The organism is Actinoplanes flavus, from assembly GCF_017592555.1.
Classification (GTDB): Bacteria; Actinomycetota; Actinomycetes; order Mycobacteriales; family Micromonosporaceae; genus Actinoplanes; species Actinoplanes flavus.
The window spans coordinates 45,441-64,361 of the sequence record NZ_JAGFNS010000030.1; the positions used below are offsets into that span (position 1 = coordinate 45,441).

At 71.3% G+C, this 18,921-nt stretch carries 20 protein-coding genes; 8 read left to right on the plus strand and 12 right to left on the minus strand.

Annotated elements, in window-relative coordinates:
* Window positions 1–10 precede the first annotated feature (10 nt).
* Genes J5X75_RS34615 through J5X75_RS34635 form a run of 5 tightly spaced genes read right to left on the minus strand, consistent with a single transcriptional unit; the run spans window position 11 to window position 7,039 of the window.
* Window positions 11–850, minus strand: coding sequence for a protein phosphatase 2C domain-containing protein (locus J5X75_RS34615; RefSeq protein WP_208471850.1), 840 nt, complete (start codon window positions 848–850; stop codon window positions 11–13).
* On the minus strand, window positions 850–1,521 hold the full coding sequence (locus tag J5X75_RS34620) for a vWA domain-containing protein (RefSeq protein ID WP_208471851.1): 672 nt from the start codon (window positions 1,519–1,521) through the stop codon (window positions 850–852). The genes J5X75_RS34615 and J5X75_RS34620 overlap by 1 nt, the downstream gene beginning before the upstream one ends.
* A 1-nt stretch (window position 1,522) precedes the next feature.
* Window positions 1,523–2,335: a serine/threonine-protein kinase gene (locus J5X75_RS34625; RefSeq protein ID WP_208471852.1), complete on the minus strand. Its 813-nt coding sequence runs from the start codon at window positions 2,333–2,335 to the stop codon at window positions 1,523–1,525.
* Window positions 2,322–5,132, minus strand: coding sequence for an acetate and sugar kinases/Hsc70/actin family protein (locus tag J5X75_RS34630; protein ID WP_208471853.1), 2,811 nt, complete (start codon window positions 5,130–5,132; stop codon window positions 2,322–2,324). Before J5X75_RS34630 ends, J5X75_RS34625 begins: the two co-directional genes overlap by 14 nt.
* Window positions 5,129–7,039 carry a GTPase family protein gene (locus J5X75_RS34635; protein WP_208471854.1) on the minus strand — a complete coding sequence of 637 codons (1,911 nt, stop codon included), beginning with the start codon at window positions 7,037–7,039 and terminating at the stop codon, window positions 5,129–5,131. The genes J5X75_RS34630 and J5X75_RS34635 overlap by 4 nt, the downstream gene beginning before the upstream one ends.
* A gap of 378 nt (window positions 7,040–7,417) precedes the next feature.
* Here J5X75_RS34635 and J5X75_RS34640 point away from each other — a divergent pair, with 378 nt between their 5' ends.
* The 3 genes from J5X75_RS34640 (at window position 7,418) to J5X75_RS34650 (ending at window position 10,239) form a co-directional block, all read left to right on the plus strand.
* On the plus strand, window positions 7,418–8,179 hold the full coding sequence (locus J5X75_RS34640) for a DUF899 family protein (RefSeq protein WP_208471855.1): 762 nt from the start codon (window positions 7,418–7,420) through the stop codon (window positions 8,177–8,179).
* 87 nt (window positions 8,180–8,266) lie between these two features.
* Window positions 8,267–9,439 (plus strand): extracellular catalytic domain type 1 short-chain-length polyhydroxyalkanoate depolymerase, encoded by a 1,173-nt coding sequence (locus tag J5X75_RS34645; protein ID WP_208471856.1) that lies wholly within the window; start codon window positions 8,267–8,269, stop codon window positions 9,437–9,439.
* 104 nt (window positions 9,440–9,543) lie between these two features.
* The gene (locus J5X75_RS34650) at window positions 9,544–10,239 is read left to right on the plus strand and encodes a nucleotidyltransferase domain-containing protein (RefSeq protein ID WP_208471857.1); all 696 of its coding nucleotides are present in this window, start codon (window positions 9,544–9,546) and stop codon (window positions 10,237–10,239) included.
* A gap of 77 nt (window positions 10,240–10,316) precedes the next feature.
* Here J5X75_RS34650 and J5X75_RS34655 read toward each other — a convergent pair whose 3' ends face one another.
* Complete coding sequence (locus J5X75_RS34655; RefSeq protein WP_208471858.1) at window positions 10,317–10,502, minus strand: hypothetical protein; 186 nt, start codon at window positions 10,500–10,502, stop codon at window positions 10,317–10,319.
* A gap of 37 nt (window positions 10,503–10,539) precedes the next feature.
* Between J5X75_RS34655 and J5X75_RS34660 the strand changes: the two genes are divergently transcribed.
* From J5X75_RS34660 to J5X75_RS34680, 5 genes are all read left to right on the plus strand, one after another.
* Complete coding sequence (locus J5X75_RS34660; RefSeq protein WP_238490480.1) at window positions 10,540–12,411, plus strand: sigma-70 family RNA polymerase sigma factor; 1,872 nt, start codon at window positions 10,540–10,542, stop codon at window positions 12,409–12,411.
* 206 nt (window positions 12,412–12,617) lie between these two features.
* The gene (locus J5X75_RS34665) at window positions 12,618–14,003 is read left to right on the plus strand and encodes a pectinesterase family protein (protein WP_307798451.1); all 1,386 of its coding nucleotides are present in this window, start codon (window positions 12,618–12,620) and stop codon (window positions 14,001–14,003) included.
* Between the two features lie 14 nt (window positions 14,004–14,017).
* Window positions 14,018–15,448: a pectate lyase family protein gene (locus tag J5X75_RS34670; protein WP_208471860.1), complete on the plus strand. Its 1,431-nt coding sequence runs from the start codon at window positions 14,018–14,020 to the stop codon at window positions 15,446–15,448.
* Between the two features lie 197 nt (window positions 15,449–15,645).
* Window positions 15,646–15,819: a hypothetical protein gene (locus tag J5X75_RS34675; protein WP_208471861.1), complete on the plus strand. Its 174-nt coding sequence runs from the start codon at window positions 15,646–15,648 to the stop codon at window positions 15,817–15,819.
* A 55-nt stretch (window positions 15,820–15,874) separates the two neighbouring features.
* Window positions 15,875–16,129: a hypothetical protein gene (locus tag J5X75_RS34680; protein WP_238490481.1), complete on the plus strand. Its 255-nt coding sequence runs from the start codon at window positions 15,875–15,877 to the stop codon at window positions 16,127–16,129.
* On the opposite strand, the gene J5X75_RS34685 is transcribed toward J5X75_RS34680, so the two are convergent.
* The 6 genes from J5X75_RS34685 to J5X75_RS34710 all read right to left on the minus strand — a co-directional run bounded on the left by J5X75_RS34685 (window position 16,107) and on the right by J5X75_RS34710 (window position 18,805).
* Window positions 16,107–16,439 (minus strand): YnfA family protein, encoded by a 333-nt coding sequence (locus J5X75_RS34685; RefSeq protein ID WP_208471862.1) that lies wholly within the window; start codon window positions 16,437–16,439, stop codon window positions 16,107–16,109. The two genes, J5X75_RS34680 and J5X75_RS34685, sit on opposite strands and share 23 nt — an antisense overlap.
* 61 nt (window positions 16,440–16,500) lie before the next feature.
* Window positions 16,501–16,821 carry a mercuric ion transporter MerT gene (merT, locus tag J5X75_RS34690; RefSeq protein ID WP_208471863.1) on the minus strand — a complete coding sequence of 107 codons (321 nt, stop codon included), beginning with the start codon at window positions 16,819–16,821 and terminating at the stop codon, window positions 16,501–16,503.
* Window positions 16,818–17,264 (minus strand): MerR family transcriptional regulator, encoded by a 447-nt coding sequence (locus J5X75_RS34695; RefSeq protein WP_208471864.1) that lies wholly within the window; start codon window positions 17,262–17,264, stop codon window positions 16,818–16,820. Before J5X75_RS34695 ends, merT begins: the two co-directional genes overlap by 4 nt.
* Window positions 17,261–17,608, minus strand: a complete 348-nt coding sequence (locus J5X75_RS34700) for a rhodanese-like domain-containing protein (protein WP_208471865.1) — start codon at window positions 17,606–17,608, stop codon at window positions 17,261–17,263. Before J5X75_RS34700 ends, J5X75_RS34695 begins: the two co-directional genes overlap by 4 nt.
* Window positions 17,589–18,461: a MerR family transcriptional regulator gene (locus J5X75_RS34705; protein WP_208471866.1), complete on the minus strand. Its 873-nt coding sequence runs from the start codon at window positions 18,459–18,461 to the stop codon at window positions 17,589–17,591. Before J5X75_RS34705 ends, J5X75_RS34700 begins: the two co-directional genes overlap by 20 nt.
* Complete coding sequence (locus J5X75_RS34710) at window positions 18,458–18,805, minus strand: hypothetical protein (RefSeq protein WP_208471867.1); 348 nt, start codon at window positions 18,803–18,805, stop codon at window positions 18,458–18,460. Before J5X75_RS34710 ends, J5X75_RS34705 begins: the two co-directional genes overlap by 4 nt.
* Window positions 18,806–18,921: the final 116 nt, after the last annotated feature.

An 18,921-nucleotide genomic window follows, 5' to 3' on the forward strand; every position in this document is an offset into this window, starting at 1 on the left:
CCCGGTTCGATCACGTGACGCCGGCGGGCAGCTCGTGGTGGCCGATCCAGGCGACCGCGGCGGCGCGGTCGTCGTCGCGGTCGGCCCGGCGGACGCCGAGCGCCGCGAGGAACTCCAGCGGGGTCGGCGGCGCCGCCCACATCCGGGCGAGGAATCCGGTCGCCGGTTCCTCCGCTTCCCCGCTCAACAGCCCGTCGGTGGCGAGGATCAGCGTCTCGCCGTCGTGCAGCACCGGTTCCCGCAGGGTGAGCCGGTGGCCGTGGCCGGGCAGGGCGAAGGTGGGCGGGGCCGGCCGGCTCGCCGCGCGCGTACCGAACAGCGGGGTGACCCGGCCCCCGCGCATCAGCCAGGCGGTGGAGTCGCCGACCGCGGCGACGGCGGCGGTGACCGAACCGCCGGCCGGCACCGCGGTGGGGAGGAGCGCGATGGTCAGCGTGGTCATCGGTTCGCTGAGGTGGGCGGACAGGCTGGCGTCGACGTCGCCGACGATGCCGCGCAGCAGGGTGGGCAGATCGATGCCGGGTCGGGTGTGCCGGGTCCGGCAGGATTTCACCGCGTACCCGGTGGCCCACCGGGCGGCGCGGCCCGCCTGCTCGCCGGTGCCGACCCCGTCGGCGACGGCGAGCAGGCAGAGCCGGGCGTGCGGGTCGGTCCAGACGGCGAACGCGTCGTTGCCGGTGTGCCAGGGCCGCCGCTGCTCGCCGGCGACCGTCCCGGCCCGGACGGTGAGTGCTCCGGCCTGCCCGCCGTCGTAGGCGAGCGCCGGCGGGACGGTGTTCACCGGGCCCCGGTAGAGCTGCGGTTCCAGCCAGGGCCGGTCGGTGGCGCCGAGGGTGGGCAGGTCCGACATCACGGCTCCACCGGCTCGCCGAGGACCTGGCTGCCGGGTGGGGCGACGGTACGCGGCTCCCCGTGCACCACACTCGACACCACCGACTTGAGGATCAGCTCACCGAACCGCCGGATGGCCTCGCTCGGCTGGGCGGCGTGCGCGGCGATGTAGGCGGCGGCCGGGTCCGAGGCGAGCCGGGCGAGGGTGGCCGTGTGCACCTGGCCGAACCCGAACGGGATCAGCCGCAACCGGCCCGCGCCACCGGCGGCGGCGAGCATCGCGTCGTACTCGGTCTGCCAGCCGGACGTCACGTCCCGCGACGAGTTGGCCTGCCCGTCGGTGAGCATGAAGACCATCGTGTCGGTGTGCGGGCCGAGAGCCGGCAGGTCGGCCCGCAGCGCGGCGGCGAGCCGGTCGAACGCCGCCGCGAACGAGGTGGGCCCGCTCGCCGTCAGCTCGGGTACGGCGGTCGTCGAGTGCAGCCGGGTCAGCGGCAGGTCGACGGTGGCGTCGGCGGCGAAGGAGACCAGGCAGATCCGGGTCTGGTGCCGGATGGTCGGGTCACGGGAGAGGCTGGCGAGCAGGTCCCGGATGACCTCGTTGACGACGGTGATCGCGGTGACCGGCCCGGCGGTGTGCGCCATCGACGCGGACCGGTCGGCCAGGATGTAGATCGGGAAGACCGGCATCTCAGTTTCCCTCCGGCGCGAGCAGCGCGTACCCCGGGGTGAGGTCGCCGCCGGACATCCGGGGCAGCCGCACCACCTGGAGCACGTGCCCGTTGGCCTGGGGATGGCCGGACAGCACCGAACATCGCGCCAGATCGATGTACTTGCGGAAGCTCGGGTCGTCACGGCGGAACAGGTCGGCCTGCACGTCACTGCCGTTCTCGATCAGAACCTTCATCGTGTACGCGGTGAGCGCACCCAGCAGATCACGCCACAGTGAACCGTGCCGCGCCGACGGCAGGTACACCGACGAGACCGCCTCGTGGGTCGCCACCGCCCACCGGTCGGCCGGCTCCGCCCGCAGACCGTCGCGGATGGTGAGCAGGCGCAGCCGGGCCACCCACCCGGGCACCCGCTGCGTGGCGGGCCGGCCGGGTTCGATGAGCACCACCTCGGCGAGCCCGCCGAGCAGCATCGCGGCGGTGTCGGCGAGCCCGCCGACCGTACCGGCGGCACCGTCGCCGTCCGTGGGGGCAACCGTCCGCAAGCCGGTGAGCAGGGTGGTCTCGCCGGCGCGCAGCGTCGGGAACTCGTAGCCGGCCGAGGCGGTGAACGCGGCCGGGCGGACACTGTCGACGCTGCCGGCCGCGGTCCACTCGGCGGCCAGCCGGGCCGCCATCGACCGGGTCAACGGGTCGGCCTCGGCGAGCAGGCCGATCAGCGGGGCGACCGCGCCGTCGCGGCGACCGGTGAACCCGGCGGCCGCGACCGGCCGGCCGAGCACCTCGCTGAGGTCCCGGGCCAGGTCGTCGGCAAGCGGTTCAGCGCTTGCCATTGAACGGGTCCTTCTCCTCGTCGAAGTGCGACGGCGAGTTGAGCTGCCGCTGGAACACGGTGCCCTCGTCCGCGGTCAGCAGGTCCTCCAGCCGTTCGACGGTCTGCGGCAGCGGCCGCTTCTCATGCGTTCGCAGCGCGCCCGCCTCGTCCACCGACAGCCAGTGATGCCCGGACGGTATCTCCAGGAGCAGGTCGAACCGTCGATCCGGATCCCCGTCCGGGTCACCCGTGGCCGGGGTGGCCGCGTACAGCAGCCGGCCGTCGACGGCCAGCACGGTGCCGCCGGGGCTGACCGGGGTGCCCGCGCGCATCAGGTAGTCGCCGGGGTCCAGATCCAGGACCCCGATGCCGGCGTTGACCACGTCCAGGCACAGGTCACGGACGAGCACCCGGTCCCGGACCAGGTCGGCCGGCGCGTCCGCGGCCAGGGCGACCGGTTCACCGTCGAGCACCGGTCGCGGGGTTCCCCGGCCGATCTGCAGGGTGATCCGTTCCTCCTGGTCGATCTCGAAGCGCATGCCGATCTTCCGCGCGGCCAGCTCGGTGGCGAGCTGGTGGGGCAGGTCGTCCTCGGCCCACACCGTCAGGGCGGTGCCGGTGCCGCTGTGCTGGTCGGCGTCCTCGCCCGGGCTCACGTCGAAGCGGTGCACCAGGATGTGCGGGATCAGCGAGTAGGAACCGCTGACGGCATAGGCGGCCGAGCCGTGACCGGTCAGCGCGTCGCCGCGCCGGAAGATCGGCTCCGACCAGTCCGCGCCCTCGGCGTCGTGCTGGACGAAGAAGTCGGCGGCCAGGTTGGTGTGCAGCCGGGACACGTCCACACCGAAGTAGGAGCGCCCGTTGAGCAGCCCGGCGACCACCTTGGCGTCCTCCGGGTGCGGGCTGAACCGGCTGACCGCGTTGAGGTACATGCCGCCGAGCACCGTGCCGACCTTGCAGTAGGTCTCGTCGAAGTGCAGTTCGAAACCCGGGTCCAGGCCGTCGCCGGCGAACCGTTCCCGCAGCGCGTCCTCGAGCCGCAGCCGCAGGGCGGTGCCCAGCATCGAGCCGCCGGACAGCAGCACCGCGTCGACCGACTGCTCGGCGTACGGCGTCCTGGCGCCCTTCGGCCGCAGCGTGTGCAGCCCGCCGGCGGCGATGCCGGTGGCCAGTGCGGCCACCCGCAGCGCCACGTCGTCGATCATCGCGGCCAGGTCCTCGGCGGTCACGGTGATCCGCCGGTCGGCCGTGCCGTCGCCGTGCCCCTTGCCGAGCTTCTCGGCCGCCACGTGCACGGTGTTCCGGTCACCACCCGCACCGGTGCCGAAGACGACGTCGACCCGGCGCGGCTCCTCGTCGCGCAGTCCGATCCGCTTGACCTGTTCGGCCGCCTTCCACAGCGTCTCGAAGGCGGTCCGGCGTTCGGCGCCGATCTGCTCCTCCACACCCGCGAACGTGGTGGCGCTGTCCGGCAGCCCGTACCGCTGCTTGAGCAGCGTGTAGATGGACAGGGTCAGCAGGTCGCCGCCGAGATGCAGCCGGCCGCCGGAGGCGATCACCTGCGGCTGGAGCCGGTAGTAGCGGCCCGGGCTGTCGTTTCCGGCGCCGGCCGGGCCGACGTCCGCGACCGCCACCTTGACCAGCGCGCAGTCGGTGGTGCCGCCGCCGACGTCGATCACCAGCAGGTTCTCGTGCCATTCCCGGGCGGCGTCCCAGGTCCGCGGCTCGTCCCAGGCCCGGAAACCCTGCGGGCAGCGGGCGTGCAGACGGAACGCCTCGACGCCGAGGACGGCGTCGTTGCCGAACCGTTTGAGCAGGTAGAAGCTGGCCGCGGCGGCCGCCTCGTCGATGCGCATGTCGACCTGCGACGCGATCTGGTCCTTCTCCAGCAGTTCGAGAAGCGCGTCGCGGCGGTCCGGTGGCAGCCGGGTCGGGAACGTGACGCTGAGCCACCGGGGCCCGGCCGGAAGGTCGAGCTCCTCGACGACCAGTTCCAGGAATCTCCGGTAGATCCGCGGGAACAGGTCACGGCCGGTCATCCCGGTTCCCGGCACCTCCCGGTCGAGGTCGGCGAGATACCGCTTGCTGCCCCGGATCCGCGCCGCGTCGCCGACCGTCTCCCCGGCGAACCCGACGACCCCGTCGGTGACGACGATGTCGCTGCTCACCGCACGGGTGGCGGCGAGGTGGTTACGGGCCAGCGGCGGCCAGCCGAGCACCTCGCGCCACGCGCGCGCCCGTACCGTGGGATCGAAGTCGGTCTTGGCCTCGATCTGCAGGGCCGGGTCGCTGTCGGTGTCGTAGGTGAAGGCGCCCACCTCGGCCGCCCGCCGCAGGGCCTCCTCCGGCAACTGCCGGGGGCGGTAGAAGACCGAGCGGAGATCGTGCACGCCGCCGACGGTGCGGGTGCTGCCGAAGTCGACCGTCGCCGCGACGCCCACGACGGCACGGTCCGGCGCGGTGGCCGGGTCCTCGGGTGTTTCCGGGTGGGTCATCACCGGCTCCTTGATATCGGTCGGGTCGAGGCGGAAGGCGGCGCGGGACAGCGGCGGAACACCGCGACAGCCCGGCTGACGGGTGCGGTGGTAGACGACGAGGATCGGTTCAGCCGGGACGCCCGGCCAGGGGGTCAGGTCCAGCCGGCCGGCGCGCCCGCCCACGTCGACGGCCGGCACGAACCGGGTGGTGGAGACCGTCGCCGCGCCGTCGAGCAGGTCGACCCGTTCCACGCTGCCGGGAATCGTCCCCGGGCGCAGGACGAGCCGGGCCACCGCGGCGGAACGGTGCAGTTCCGGGCCCGGCGGCTCGGCGCTCATGTCGCCGCCGACCTCACGACCATCCGGCGCAGCGAGGCTCGAACCTGGCTGAGCTGACGCTGCACGGTGGGGGTGGTGTCCCGGACGACCGGCTTGTTCAGTGCGCTGTGCACCTCGGTACGGGCGAGTTCGGTCGCCGGTTTGAGCCTCTCGATGATCATCCGCGCCAGCAGCAGCGCCAGCTCGTCACGGACCCTGGCGACCTGCTGGAAGGTGAAACTCGACGGGGCCGGGGCACGGCCGTCACCGAGGTCCACCCGCCGGCTGTCGGTCAGGACCCGGAACAGTCCCCGCGACAGCTCCACGAAACGGCCGGCCGGGTCGCCGGCCGTCGGCTCCACCCGCGTCCCGCTGAGCCGCTTGGCGTCGGCGCCCACCGCGTCGAGGTACGGCTGCGCCCAGTCCCGCAGAACCTCGTCCATCTCGGCGGTCGCGTCACGGATCGCGGCGCCGGCGATCTCACCCAGGTCGATGGCCGCGAGCACGGCGCGAACCTCCTCCAACGGCACCCGCAGCGAGCCGTCGGCCCGGAACGACCGGCGGATCGTCTCCCAGTCCGGGCAGTCGTAGATCGCCGTGACGGCGCACTCCTCGGCGACGCGGCGCAGGTCGTAGACCGGTTCGGGGTCCTTCTCCGACCGGTCCAGCAGGACCACCACATCGCCGGTCACCGGCGCGGTGTCCCCCGCGAGCACCTGCCCGATCAGCTCGTCGGCGCGGGCCAGCAGCCGCTGCTCCTCCAGCTCGTCGATCCGCGCGTCGCCGGGATCGGCGAGTTCCTCGATCACCTCGCGCAGACGCCGGGCGCCGCCGTCGGTCAGGGCCGCCTCGACGGCCGCACGGAACTCGCCGGCGGTCGCGCCCGGGTCGCCCCAGCCGGCCGCGGCCCACGCCTCCCGTTTCGCCCGCGCCTCGGGCCAGCCGAGATTCTCCGGGTCGAACTCCAGCCAGGACGCCTCGTCGGCGAACGCCCACATGCCACTGACCGCCGCGACCCTGGCCCGCCGGGAGCCGATCCGCCACTCGGCGAGACACTCCGCGACGGCCTCCTCGATGGCCCGCACCTCGTTGGGGTGTTCCGGCTGCTCCACCCGGTCGATCTTGGTGGCGACGAACACGCAGTTGGGCGAGCCGCGCAACACCGGCGGGGTGAACGCCGAACCGCCGGTGACCGCCACGATGTTCAGCGCGATGTGGGCCAGTTCCTGCTGCCGGTCCCGGAACAGGTTCTCCAGCGCCCGGCCCTCGCCGGTGCCGGGCAGGTCCACGAGGGTCACCGCCCGGCCCCTGGCCCAGGACAGGTCCCAGACCTCGGCCGGGACCGGCACGTCGATCGCGATCCGCTGGATCAGCGGAGCGCCGAGCCCGCCGATCCGGTCGCCGCCGGCCTTCTCGCAGGCGGCCAGGAAGGTGTCCAGATCGTGCCGGGTCCCAAACCCGAACAGCTCCGCACTGTGCAGCATCCCGGCCAGGATCGGCTGATTGCGGTGCTCCACGGTGGCCAGCTCGGCCAGCGTCCGCGTGTCGTCCACGCCGAGGCCGAGCAGCTCACGGGCCCGCCCGGCGGCCTCGGTCTCGGTGAGCATCTGCACGCTGCCGGGCCCGGCCGCCTCGTCGCCCTGGAGCAGCCGCAATTCGGTCGGGGCGGCGGTGACCGGCCCCAGCCCGACCCGCAACACCGACCGGCGGCCCAGCAGCAACGCCAAGGTGGTGGACTTCATCGACGCCACCGCCCCGGCGGCGACGATCCGGATCTCGCCGCGCCGGATCCGGGCGATCCGGTCGACGATGTCTCTCAGCTCCGCGACCGCGTCCCGTGAATCGCCCCGGAGCCCGGCGACATCACATTTCGCCAGATCCTGGATCGCTTTGTTTATCGAGGATTCCTTACCGCCGGATCTGATCATTCCGCTGGCCGCCCCATTTCACCAGTCGCGGTTACTGAGTCTGGAAGCTATCGGCACCCCGGAGCGGCGCACAACGTGCCGGGAACAGGCTCGCCCTATCGGGTAGCCTCCTCGCCGACACGGCCGAGCAGCGCTCCGTCCGATGTGGTCCGAAAATGAACTGATCAGATCGCAGCCGCCCGGGTCCACTCCGGAAATCGTCCCCGGACGGCTCGGTCATCGGCCGGTCCGAACTATTCCTTGATCGCATGTTCGCGGGTAACAACGGCCCCCGTCGGCTCACGGCCCGACATTCCCACGGGCGCGCGGCGCGCGTACCGATGAGTTCGGGGTCGATCGTCGGTCTACCCCGGTGAAGCTTCGACTCCGGAGGTAACCATGACCGACATCAAGCCCGGCCATCCGGCCGTCGCCGACCTGGCCACCTGGCAGGCCGCGCGCGACGCGCTGCTGGTCCGCGAGAAGGCACACACCCGGGAGGGCGACGCCATCGCGGCGGCCCGCCGCCGGCTTCCGATGGTGGAATTCGACGGTACGGTCGAGGTGACCGGCCCCGACGGACCCGTGCCGTTCATCGATCTGTTCCAGGGCCGCGACGAGCTCGTCGTGTACAAACACATGTGGTACGACGGCGCGCCGCACCAGGGGCAGTGCGAAGGCTGCACCAACGCCGCCTGGCATCTGCGGGACGCGGCCTACCTCAACGCGCGCGGGGTCTCGTTCGCGGTGGTGACCACCGGGCGGTGGCCGGAGGTGGCGGCGTACACCGCGTTCATGGGCTACACGCAGCCGTGGTATTCGGTGCGCGGGGTGGACGGCCCGGCCGGCGGGGACATGGGCGTTCTCGCCACCTACCTGCGCGTCGGCGACCGCACGTTTCTCACCTACTCCACCACCGGGCGCGGCAACGAGGCGCTGAATCCGACGTTCGCGCTGCTCGACATGACCGCCTACGGGCGCGGCGAGGAGTGGGAGGACCAGCCCGACGGCCGTCCCGAAGGGCGCCATCCGTGCTGGTACTGGCGCACGGAGGCGGACGGCTCCCCGTCCTGGGGTCCGGCGAGCCGGCCCGTGCCGCAGTGGACCCGGCCCGGCGTGACCGTGGCGGCCACCCTCGGCCGTGACGGCCACTGCCACTGAGTCCCCCGGCGTCCACATAGGCGCGGGTGAGGTTGTGGCGATCGCACACGTTACGGCCCGGTTAACCGGATCGTAACGTCTGCGACCATGAATCCCCGCAGATTGGGGTCGGCGCTGCTCGCCGCGGCGCTGACCCTCACCGGTCTCGTCCTGTCGCCGTTCTCCCCCGCGAACGCGGCCGCCACCCTCACCCAGGTCTCGTCGTTCGGCAGCAACCCGGGCGCGTTGCGTATGTACTCGTACGTGCCGACCGGGTTGCCCGCCGGCCGCCCGCTCGTGGTGGCGCTGCACGGCTGCACCCAGAGCGCCACCGACTACTACGGTCACTCCGGCTGGCCCAAGTACGCCGACCTCTACCGGGCGGCCGTCGTGTTCCCCGAACAGACGTCGTCGAACAACGCGCTGTCCTGCTTCAACTGGTTCACCGCCGGCGACATCGGCCGCGGCCGGGGCGAGGCGCTGTCGATCAGACAGATGGTCGATCACGCGATCACGGCGTACGGCTCGGATCCCGGCCGGGTCTACGTCACCGGGCTCTCCGCGGGCGGCGCGATGACCGCGGTGATGCTGGCCGCCTACCCGGACGTGTTCGCCGGTGGCGCGGTGGTCGCCGGGCTGCCCTACGACTGCGGCACCATCTGCCAGTACCAGGCCCAGTCGAAGACCCCGAAACAGTGGGGTGACCTGGTCCGCGCCGCCCATCCCGGGTACACCGGACCGTGGCCGCGGATCGGCGTCTGGTACGGCACCGCCGACACCACCGTGGTCCCGGCGAACGCCACCGAACTGCGTGACCAGTGGACCAACGTGTGGGGCGTTCCGCAGACCGCGACCTCGACGGCGGCGCTGCCCGGCGGCACCACGGTCGAGTACTACCGGGACGCCGTCGCGCTCTACCGGGTGCCTGGACTCGGGCACGGCACCCCGGTCGCGCCGGGCGGCGCCGAGAACCAGTGCGGCACGACCGGCTCGTACTATCTCGCCTCGGTCTGCTCGTCGTACTACATCGCCCAGTCGTGGGGCCTGTCCGGTGGCGCCACGCCGCCGTCGCCCACGCCGCCGTCGCCCACACCGTCGTCGCAGCCGTGTTTCACCGCCAGCAACTATGCGCACACAGTCGCCGGGCGGGCTACGCGGTCCGGTGGCAGCACGTTCGCCAACGGGTCGGGCCAGGCGATGGGCCTGTGGAACACCTTCATCGTTCACACCTTGCGCCAGACCGGCCCGAACCATTACGTGATCGCCGACGGTCAATGTTGATGTGACGACACGTTCACCGGCCAGGGCGTGCCCGCGCCCCCGCCCTGGCCGGGCTCACCGAATTCGCGTTGCCCGGCGGCCTGCCCCGACGGGAGGATGCGGTCATGATCGAGCCCGCCAACGTCCTGCTGTCCGGCATCGTCGGCTCCACCGCCTACGGCCTGGCCGGCCCCGGGTCCGACATCGACCGGCTCGGTGTGTTCGCCGCCCCGACCACCGCCTTCCACGGACTCGCCTTCCCCGCGGACTCCGTGGTGTCGAGCAAGCCGGACGCCACCTTCCATGAGGCCCGCAGGTATGCCAACCTCGCGCTCGGCGGCAACCCCACGGTGTCCGAACTGATGTGGCTGCCCGAAGACCTGTACGAGACACGGCATCCGCTCGGTGACGACCTGATCGGCATCCGCACCGCCTTCCTGTCGGCGAAACGCGTCCGGGACTCCTATCTCGGGTACGCCACCCAGCAGTTCAAACGGCTCGAAGCCCGCGGCGACGGCTCGTTCTCCGCCGACACCCGCAAACGCACCGCGAAACACGCCCGGCATCTGCTGCGCCTGTGCGCGCAGGGGCTCGACCTGTACGTCACCGGCCATCTCCGGCTCCGCCTCGACGATCCGCAGCGCTTCCTGGAGTTCGGTGAACGGGTCGCCGCCGGTGACGTGGACCTGGCTCGCCGGATGATGGCCGACTACGAGTCCCGTTTCGACACCGCACCGGCGGCCCTGCCCAGCGAGCCGGACCGGCCGGCCGTGGAGTCGTGGCTACACCGCGTGCGAGCCCGCTTCTTCGAAGCCACGTGATCCCCCGGCTGGTCGTGAGTGCTGTCCCCAGCGCCCCGACACAACTCCACGACCAGCCGAAACCCATCAGCCGGCTGTCAGTGGGCGCTCGCGGAGGCCGGCCGGGCGTCGAGCAGGCTGCCGATGGCCGGCAGGGCGCTCTCGTCACCGGCGATCCACCAGCGTGGGGCGTCGAGGTCGGCCGCGAACCGGCCGCCCGGCCCGCCGAGCGCGACCCGGTCGCCGATCCCGTCGAGCGCCGGGTTCCCGCCGCCCTCGCTCATTTCGGTTATCTGGTGAGCGCCGCCGACACCACTGAGCATGTCCGTCCCCGAATTCGTCCGCGCCGCGCAGCGGGGCGACCGTGCCGCCTTCGAGCGGCTGGTCGCCGACCACCTCACCCTCGTCCGCGATGTCGTCGGCCGGGCGCTCAACGGCCATCCCGACGTCGACGACGTCGTCCAGGAGACGCTCCTGCTGGTGATGCGGGATCTGCCCGCGCTGCGCGACCCGGAACGGTTCCGTCCCTGGTTGCTGGCGATCGCGCACCGGCAGGTCCGCGTACACCTGCGGGCGCGGCGCCGGTGGCTCGGGCGGCATCGCGGCGCCCCTGGCGATCTACCCGATCCGGGCAGCGATTTCGCTGCCCGCACGGTCGCCGAACTCGTGCTCGCCGGTCAGCGCCGGGAGGTGGCCGAGGCGTCCCGCTGGCTCGGCGACGACGACCGGCGGTTGCTGGCCCTGTGGTGGCGGGAGGCGGCCGGGGAGATCACCCGGGCCCAGCTGGCCGCCGCGCTGAACACCACCGGCGGCCACACCGCGGTCCGGATCAAGCGGATGCGCCACCAGCTCGACGCGGCCCGCGTGGTGGTCCGGGCGCTGCACGCGGGGACGTGCGCGGAGCTGACCGCCACGATCGCGGGCTGGGACGGCACGCCCGGACCGCTGTGGCGCAAACGGCTGGTGCGGCACACTCGCGCCTGCGCACGCTGTGCCCCGTACCGGAAAGGTCTGATCGCTCCGGAGAATCTGCTGTTCGGGCTGGTCGCCGCGGTCGGGGCGGCATCGGCCCGGATCACCGCGACGCTGAAGCCGGTCAAGCTGGTCGCGGCGGCCACGGCCGCGTCGGTGGTCGCCGCCGGAGCCTTCTCGTACGCCGTGCGCACCGAGAAGCAGGAGCCGCCGCGGCCGCCCGCCGCCACCATCGTGGCCGCTCCGGACGGCGCCGCCGACGGGGACGGCACCCTGGCCCGGCCCTACACGCTGGCCCGCGCGGTCGAGACGGTGCGGCCGGGGCAGACGATCGCGCTGCGTGGCGGGATCTACCGGCTCACCGCGCCGATCGTCATCACCACCAGCGGCGACGCCGGTCACCGGATCACGCTCGCCGGCCGTCCGGGCGAACGGCCGGTGCTGGACGCGTCCGCGCTGCCGGACGACAAGTGGGCGGTCACCCACGAAGCCGACTTCTGGACGGTACGCGAGCTGGAGGTCACCGGGTCGCGCAGCCACGCGTACGTCTGCGTCGCCTGTGCGAACAACGTGTTCCAACGGCTCACCCTGCACGGCAACGTGCGCGGCGGGCTGACGCTGCGCGACCCGGGCACGGTGGCCAACCAGATTCTGGACAGCGACTTCTTCGACAACCAGGGCATCGGGCTGGGCGTGAAGTTCGGATCCGGCGGCGGCAACCAGGTCCGCGGCAACCGCGCCTACCGCAACGGTGACAACGGCTTCGACCTCGGTGACTTCGCGAGCCCGGTGACGATGGACACGAACTGGTCGTACGCCAACGGGGTCAACGGTTTCGCGCTCGGCGGCGGTGATCCGGCGCCCCGAGCGGCGCACGTGGTCCGCAACAACGCGGCGTGGGGGAATCAACAGCACGGATTCTCCGATGACGAGAACACCGCGTTCATGCGCCTGACCGCCAACACGGCCTGGCGCAACGGCGCGACCGGTTTCTCGATGCCGTCCGGTGTGGTGCGACTGCGCTCGAACGTGGCGGCCGGCAACCGTACCCCCGCCGATCTCGCGCCACAGACCGCCGCCGCGGGCAACAGCTGGCGCCCGGTCTTCCGGTCCACCGACCCGGCTTCGGCCGAAGGGCCGCGCCGTGCCGACGGCAGCCTCCCGGCGACGTCGTTCCTCGTCAGCCGCACCGGGGACGGATCCACGATGCGTACCTCGTGAGTTGCTTTTCAAAATTCTGTAATCCTGAGGCATCAGCGTGCACCTATAGGTCATGGGCCGAGCATGTGCGCAGGTCAGGGCAGGTTTATAAGCGAAATCAGATATTTACAAGAGTTAATCGCAGCGGTATCAATGAACCGGTTCAGCAATCCCCGTCCCTCTGAGGAGAGTCGTTCATGCGACGAGCAATCCCCCTCTTCTTAGCCGTGCCGGCCGTCGTGGTCGGCCTGTTCGCGCTACCGTCCGAGGCGGCCGTCACGCCGGTCGCCGGCGGCGTCTACACGCTCGCCTCCGGATCCAGCGGCAAATGTGTCCAGGTCGCCGGCACCGCCAACGGTGGACTGCTGACCCAGGCGGCGTGCAGCACGTCCAACACCAGCCAGCTCTTCACCGCCGTGGCGCAGAACGGCGCGTTCGGGTTCACCAACAGCGCCAGCGGCAAGTGCGTGGACGTGCCCTACTCGGACACCACCGCCGGGGTTCAGCTGTGGCAGTGGACCTGCGGCGCCAGCGCCAACCAGACCTGGTCACTGACCGCGTCCACGGCCGCACCCGGCAAATACCTCATCAAGAGCGCGTCGAACGGCCTGTGCGTCAGCAACAAGGACGGCTCCACCGCCGGCAACAACCCGATCGTGCAGGAAGCGTGCTCCGACATCGCCCGCATGCAGTGGTCGTTCAACCAGGTCTCCGGCGGCGGAACCACCACCGCGACCGTGGCGGCCGACGGCACCGGCACCTACCGGACCGTGCAGGCCGCCATCGACGCGGTGCCGGCGAACAACACCACCCGCCGGGTGATCACCATCAAGCCGGGCACCTACCGGGAGATCGTCACCATCCCGGCGAACAAGCCGTACATCACGTTGCAGGGCCTCGGCACCTCCAACGCGCAGACGACGATCGTCAACAACCGCGACGCCGGACACTACGGGCTCGGCGGCAGCGGGACGGTCCAGGCGTACGGCAAGGAACTGACCGTCACGAACCTGACCATCACCAACGACTACGACGAGAACACCTACGAGACCGGTGACCAGGCGCTCGCCCTCTACCTGGACGCCGACCGGGCCCGGTTCGACAACGTACGGCTGCTCGGCGACCAGGACACCTTCCTGGTCGACAACAACGCCCGGACCTACTTCACCAACTCGTACGTCGAGGGCACCGTCGACTTCATCTTCGGCGCCGGGATCGCGGTGTTCAGCAACAGCCGCATCCACGAGAAGCGCTCCACCGGCGGGCCGCTGACCGCGGCCAGCACACCGGCCGAGAAGACGTACGGCTTCCTGTTCTACAAGTGCACCATCACCGGAACCGGCACCAACAACACCACGCTCGGCCGGCCCTGGCGGCAGGGCGCCCAGGTGCTGTTCCGCGAATCGAACCTGTCGAACACCATCCGCACCGCCCAGCCGTGGACCGACATGTCCACCAACACCTGGCAGAACGCCCGGTTCACCGAATACCGGAACACCGGAGCCGGCGCGACGACCAACAGCAACCGGCCGCAGCTGAGCGACTCGCAGGCGGCCAACTACACCCCGCAGAAATATCTGGCCGGCGCCGACGGCTGGAACCCGGTCGGCTGAGAGGGATGACGATCATGTTCAAGAGGAAACTCATCGCCGCGGCCGTGCTGGCCGTCGCCGTACCCACCGCGATCGTCGTCGCGACACTGCCGTCCGAGGCGGCCGTCGTCCCGGTCGCCGGCGGCGTCTACACGCTCGCCTCCGGATCCAGCGGCAAATGCGTCCAGGTCGCCGGCACCGCCAACGGTGGACTGCTGACCCAGGCGGCGTGCAGCACGTCCAACACCAGCCAGCTGTTCGGCGCGGCGGCGCAGAACGGTGCGTTCGGGTTCACCAACAGCGCCAGCGGCAAGTGCGTGGACGTGCCCTACTCGGACACCACCGCCGGGGTTCAGCTGTGGCAGTGGACCTGCGGCGCCAGCGCCAACCAGACCTGGTCCCTGACCGCATCCACGGCCGCACCCGGCAAATACCTCATCAAGAGCGCGTCGAACGGCCTGTGCGTCAGCAACAAGGACGGCTCCACCGCCGGCAACAACCCGATCGTGCAGGAAGCCTGCTCCGACATCGCCCGCATGCAGTGGTCGTTCACCGCCGTCGGCTCCACACCCGGATCGTGGTCGAACACCGCGGACGGATTCGCGCAAGGCACCACCGGTGGGGCGGGCGGCACCGCCGTCACCGTGTCCACCTTCGCCGACCTGGTGAAGTACGCGACCGCGTCGACGGCACACGTCATCCGCGTCTCCGGGACGATCACGGTGACCCCGTACGGTCACGAGATCCCGATCACGTCCAACAAGACGATCGTCGGGCTCGGCACCACCGGCCGGATCAAGAACGGCGGCTTCTTCCTCGGCGCCGGCGTCCGCAACGTCATCATCCGGAACCTCACCATCGGCGACACCGCGATGGCGTCCGACGACCCGGACGACAAGGACTTCGACTACGACGGCATCCAGATGGACACCGCGTCGAACGTATGGATCGACCACAACACGTTCACCAACATCAACGATGGATACATTGACAGCCGCAAGGACAGCACCAACATCACCGTGTCGTGGAACCGGATGGGCGACCACAACAAGACGTTCGGCATCGGCTGGACGACCAACGTGACCGCGCGGATGACGATCCACCACAACTGGATCTACAACTCCAACCAGCGCAACCCCAGCGCGGACAACCTCCAGTACGCGCACCTCTACAACAACTACCTGAACAACGTCACCTCGTACGGCAACTACGCGCGCGGCGCCACCAAGATGGTGATCGAGAACAGCTACTTCGACAAGGTCAACAACCCGTACTACCCGGACACCGCGACCGGCGCCCAACTGCGCCAGAGCGGGAGCACGGTGGTCAACTCCACCGGCCGTAAGGAGACCTCGGGTTCAGCCTTCACCCCGGGCAGCTTCTACTCCTACACCCTCACCCCGACCGCCGACGTACCCAGCGTGGTCAAGGCCTCCTCCGGCCCTCAGGCAGGCATCGTCATGTGACCCCCGGCCGCGCCCCGCCCCGGGGCGCCCCGCCCCGGCCCCGCCCCCCCCCCCCGCGCGGCCCCCCCCCATACCGCCACGAAACCCACCCGCCACGCCCGACCGTGTCCAGCCCGCCGGGGGGTGCCTCAGCGCTGTCGAAACCACCCCAGCCCCAGCCGAGCAATCCGGCGGCGCCCCTCACTGGCCACCCGTGCGTGTGCTCGACCACGCCACCGGCGCAGTCCGCCACCCTGACCAAGGAGGAGGACGCCGAATTCTGGGAATGGGCGTACGTGGAGGTCCTGCGGCATACCGGGATCCGCGTCGAGGAACTGGTGGAGCTGACCATTGGAGCGTGCGCCAGTACCAACGCGCCAACGGTGAAGTGATCGCGCTGCTGGTGATCGCACCGTCGAAGACCAACCGGGAACGGGCGCCATCCCCATGTCGGCCGAGCTGTTCCACGTCATCGCCGTAATCATCCGGCGCCTGACCGAGCACAGGCCGGTCCTGGCGCTGCCGCGCTACGACGGCCATGAAGCCGAAGGCTGGATCGGTGAGATCGAGGACATCGACCTCACCCTGCGGTTCCTGGCCGACAAGCAGCAGCAATCCGTGCGGCTGCGGAAGATCACCAGCACGGTGGAGTTCGGTATGCCCACCCTGCCGCCGCCGGTCAGCTTCGAGGGGCATACATGATGACGGCCACCCCGACCAGGCAGACGGCCGCGCCGATGACGTCGTAGCGGTCGGGCCGGAACTTGTCGACCAACATCGCCCAGCCCAGCGATCCAGCGACGAACACGCCGCCGTAGGCGGCGAGGATCCGGCCGAAGTTTGCATCAGCCTGCAGGGTGGCGACGAAGCCGTAGGCACCGAGCGCGGCGATGCCGGCGCCGATCCACCACACGCCCTTGTGTTCGCGGACACCTTGCCAGATCAGCCAGGCCCCGCCGATCTCGGCGAGCGCGGCCAGGGCGAACAGCAGGATGGACCGGATGATCGTCACCGGCGTATGCCACCACACTGTCCGGGTGCGGCACCGTTCGGGTGCCGCACCCGGGCGCCGTTCAGCAGCCGCATCCGCTGCTGCCGCACGCGCAGCCAGCCCCGGACGCTGCGGCTCGTTGGACGGTTCGGCGCCGGTGCAGCCACCACATCCCCAATGCCAGGACGGCCAGGCCGGTGGCGACGACGAGCAAGGTCTTCTCCAGGATCGCCGCGCCGGCGCCGGTGAGAACGCCGGCGGCGATGAGGACCGGCAGGGCGCAGCAGGCGGCGCAGGCCAATGCGGCGAGCCCGCCGGTGACTTTGCTGCGCCGTGGTGGCGCGTTGTCGATTCCCGGCATCGGGTGCCCGGTGGGGCTGGGTGACGGCAAGGGCTGGCTCATGCAAAGTCTCCGGAGGGTCGTGTGGTTCCGATGGTCAGATACGGGATCGGGCAGTCGGTGCACGTGCAGTTGGTGAGGCTGTCGCAGCGGGCGTCGACGACCTCGGTGAGCGAGGCACGGATGGTGGTGAGGTCGGCGATCTTCTGGTCGATCTCGGCGATCTTGCCGATAGCTCGCTCGCGCAGGTCCGGGCTCGGGTGCCGGCGCCGGCCCGCGTCGAGCAGATCGGCGACCTCGTCGAGGGTGAAACCCAGCCGCTGCGCCGCCTTGATCACCTGAAGAAGGGCGACGGTGTCGGGTGGGTAGAGCCGGTGTCCGCCGTTCGAGCGATGCGGTTCGGCCAGCAGGCCGCGGCGTTCGTAGTAGCGCAGGGTCTGGATGTTGACGCCGGCCAGTTCGGCGACCTCGCTGGTGCGCAGCTCGGTCCGCTTCGCTGCGCTCACCGGGTCATCCTTGGAGCGGTCCGGCTGCCCTCGAAGGGCAGCCCCGCAGCGGCCCAGTCCATCTTGCCGCCTTCGTAGACCCGCACGTCGCGGTAGCCGAGCCGACCGAATGCGGCGGCGGCGACCTTGGACCGGCCGCACGACGGGCCGGAACAGTAGGTGACCACCGTCCCGGCCGAGTCCGAAGCGAGCTGGGCGGCCAGTTCGGCGGTGAGGTCACTGGGCAGGTTCACCGCGCCCGGCAGGTGTTCCGCGTCGTAGTGCGGCTCAGGTAGCGCCTCGACAAGGGTGACGCTGCCCGCGTCGAGCAGGGCGCGCAGGTCGTCACGGCTGATGCGCTGCATCGTTGACCCCCGTGTCTGGCAGGCCGACGACCGCGGCGAGCATGCCTGCGGCTTCGCCGGGCATGCGGACCTCCAGCCGCAGCCCGGCGCCGTCGACGATGAGCGTGTAGCTGCCGAACGAGCAGCACCGGTACTCTGCGGCGGCCAACCGGCCCAGGCTGGCGGCGAGTTCGACGTCGAACGGGAACCGCAACGCCACACCGTCAGGCGTATCCGGGAGCGGGTCGCGGCGTTCCACGCGCGCGAGGGCCTGCTGCCACACGCCGATCCGATCGTGGGCGTCGCCGCCGTCGGCGACGAGGTCACAGGCAAGTGCCGCCTCGCTGGAGGTGGCATCGTGCGGGAAATGGTAGGTCGTGCCAGCGGCGGCCAGCGCGGTGGCGCAGCCGCAGCCGTCCCCGCAGGGCCCGTCGTGCGCCGCGGTGGTCAGGGCGGCCGATACGGCCTGCAGCCGGGCCGCGTCCTCCGACAGCGACGCACTACCGCCGATCTCCGTCGCCCAGGCGGCGGTACCCGGACCGGCTGCGACGGCCTGCCGGTTCCGCTCGGCGATATCGGCCTGCACCTGGTCGAGCCGGGCGGTGACCGCAGCGGCCAGGCGATGCTGTGTGCTGGTGCACTCGCCGTCGCGCCAACCGGCGGCCAGCGTGGCAAGTGTGTCGGCGTCGAGGCCAAGGTCCTCGGCGCCGGCCAGCGCCCGCACAGTAGTGACCTCGGCGGGCGGGTACCCGAGCCGGCCGCCGTCACGGCGGGCCGGCGGCAGCAGCCCAGCCTCGGCGTATTGCCGCAGCCGAGGCGCGGGCACCCCGGACTCGGCAGACAGCTCAGTGAGATTCAGCAGGCCGGCGGTCATGACGTCGCCCCCGCCGAGACGGCGCGAGCCCGCTGGGTAAGAGAGGCCAGTACGTCAGCGTGCGCGGCCGGGACCTCGATGTCGAGCACCACCGCCTCGCCGTCGGCCGCCGGTGCCCCGGTGGTGGTGAAGGTGAAGAACGAGCAACACCCAGTCTCCCGCGCGGCCAGATCCCGCACCCGGTCCGCCAACCCGTCCGGGCCGGTCAGGTGCAGCCGGGCGTGGGTGGCGCCGATCGGGTCGACCCGGCGCACGGCCGTCGCGAACAGGTCGTCGAACTCGGCCAGCCGCAACGGCCGCTCGGCCGTGGGCAGCGTGCACGCATCCGGAACGTCAAACGACATCACAGGCTCCCTCGAGCAACTGGTTCGGGCACCGGTGCGGCGCCGTCCACTCGACGGTAAACCTGTACCTAGGTACGGGATGCAACCCCGCCAGTGCTGCCTCAAGCCTCTGAAAC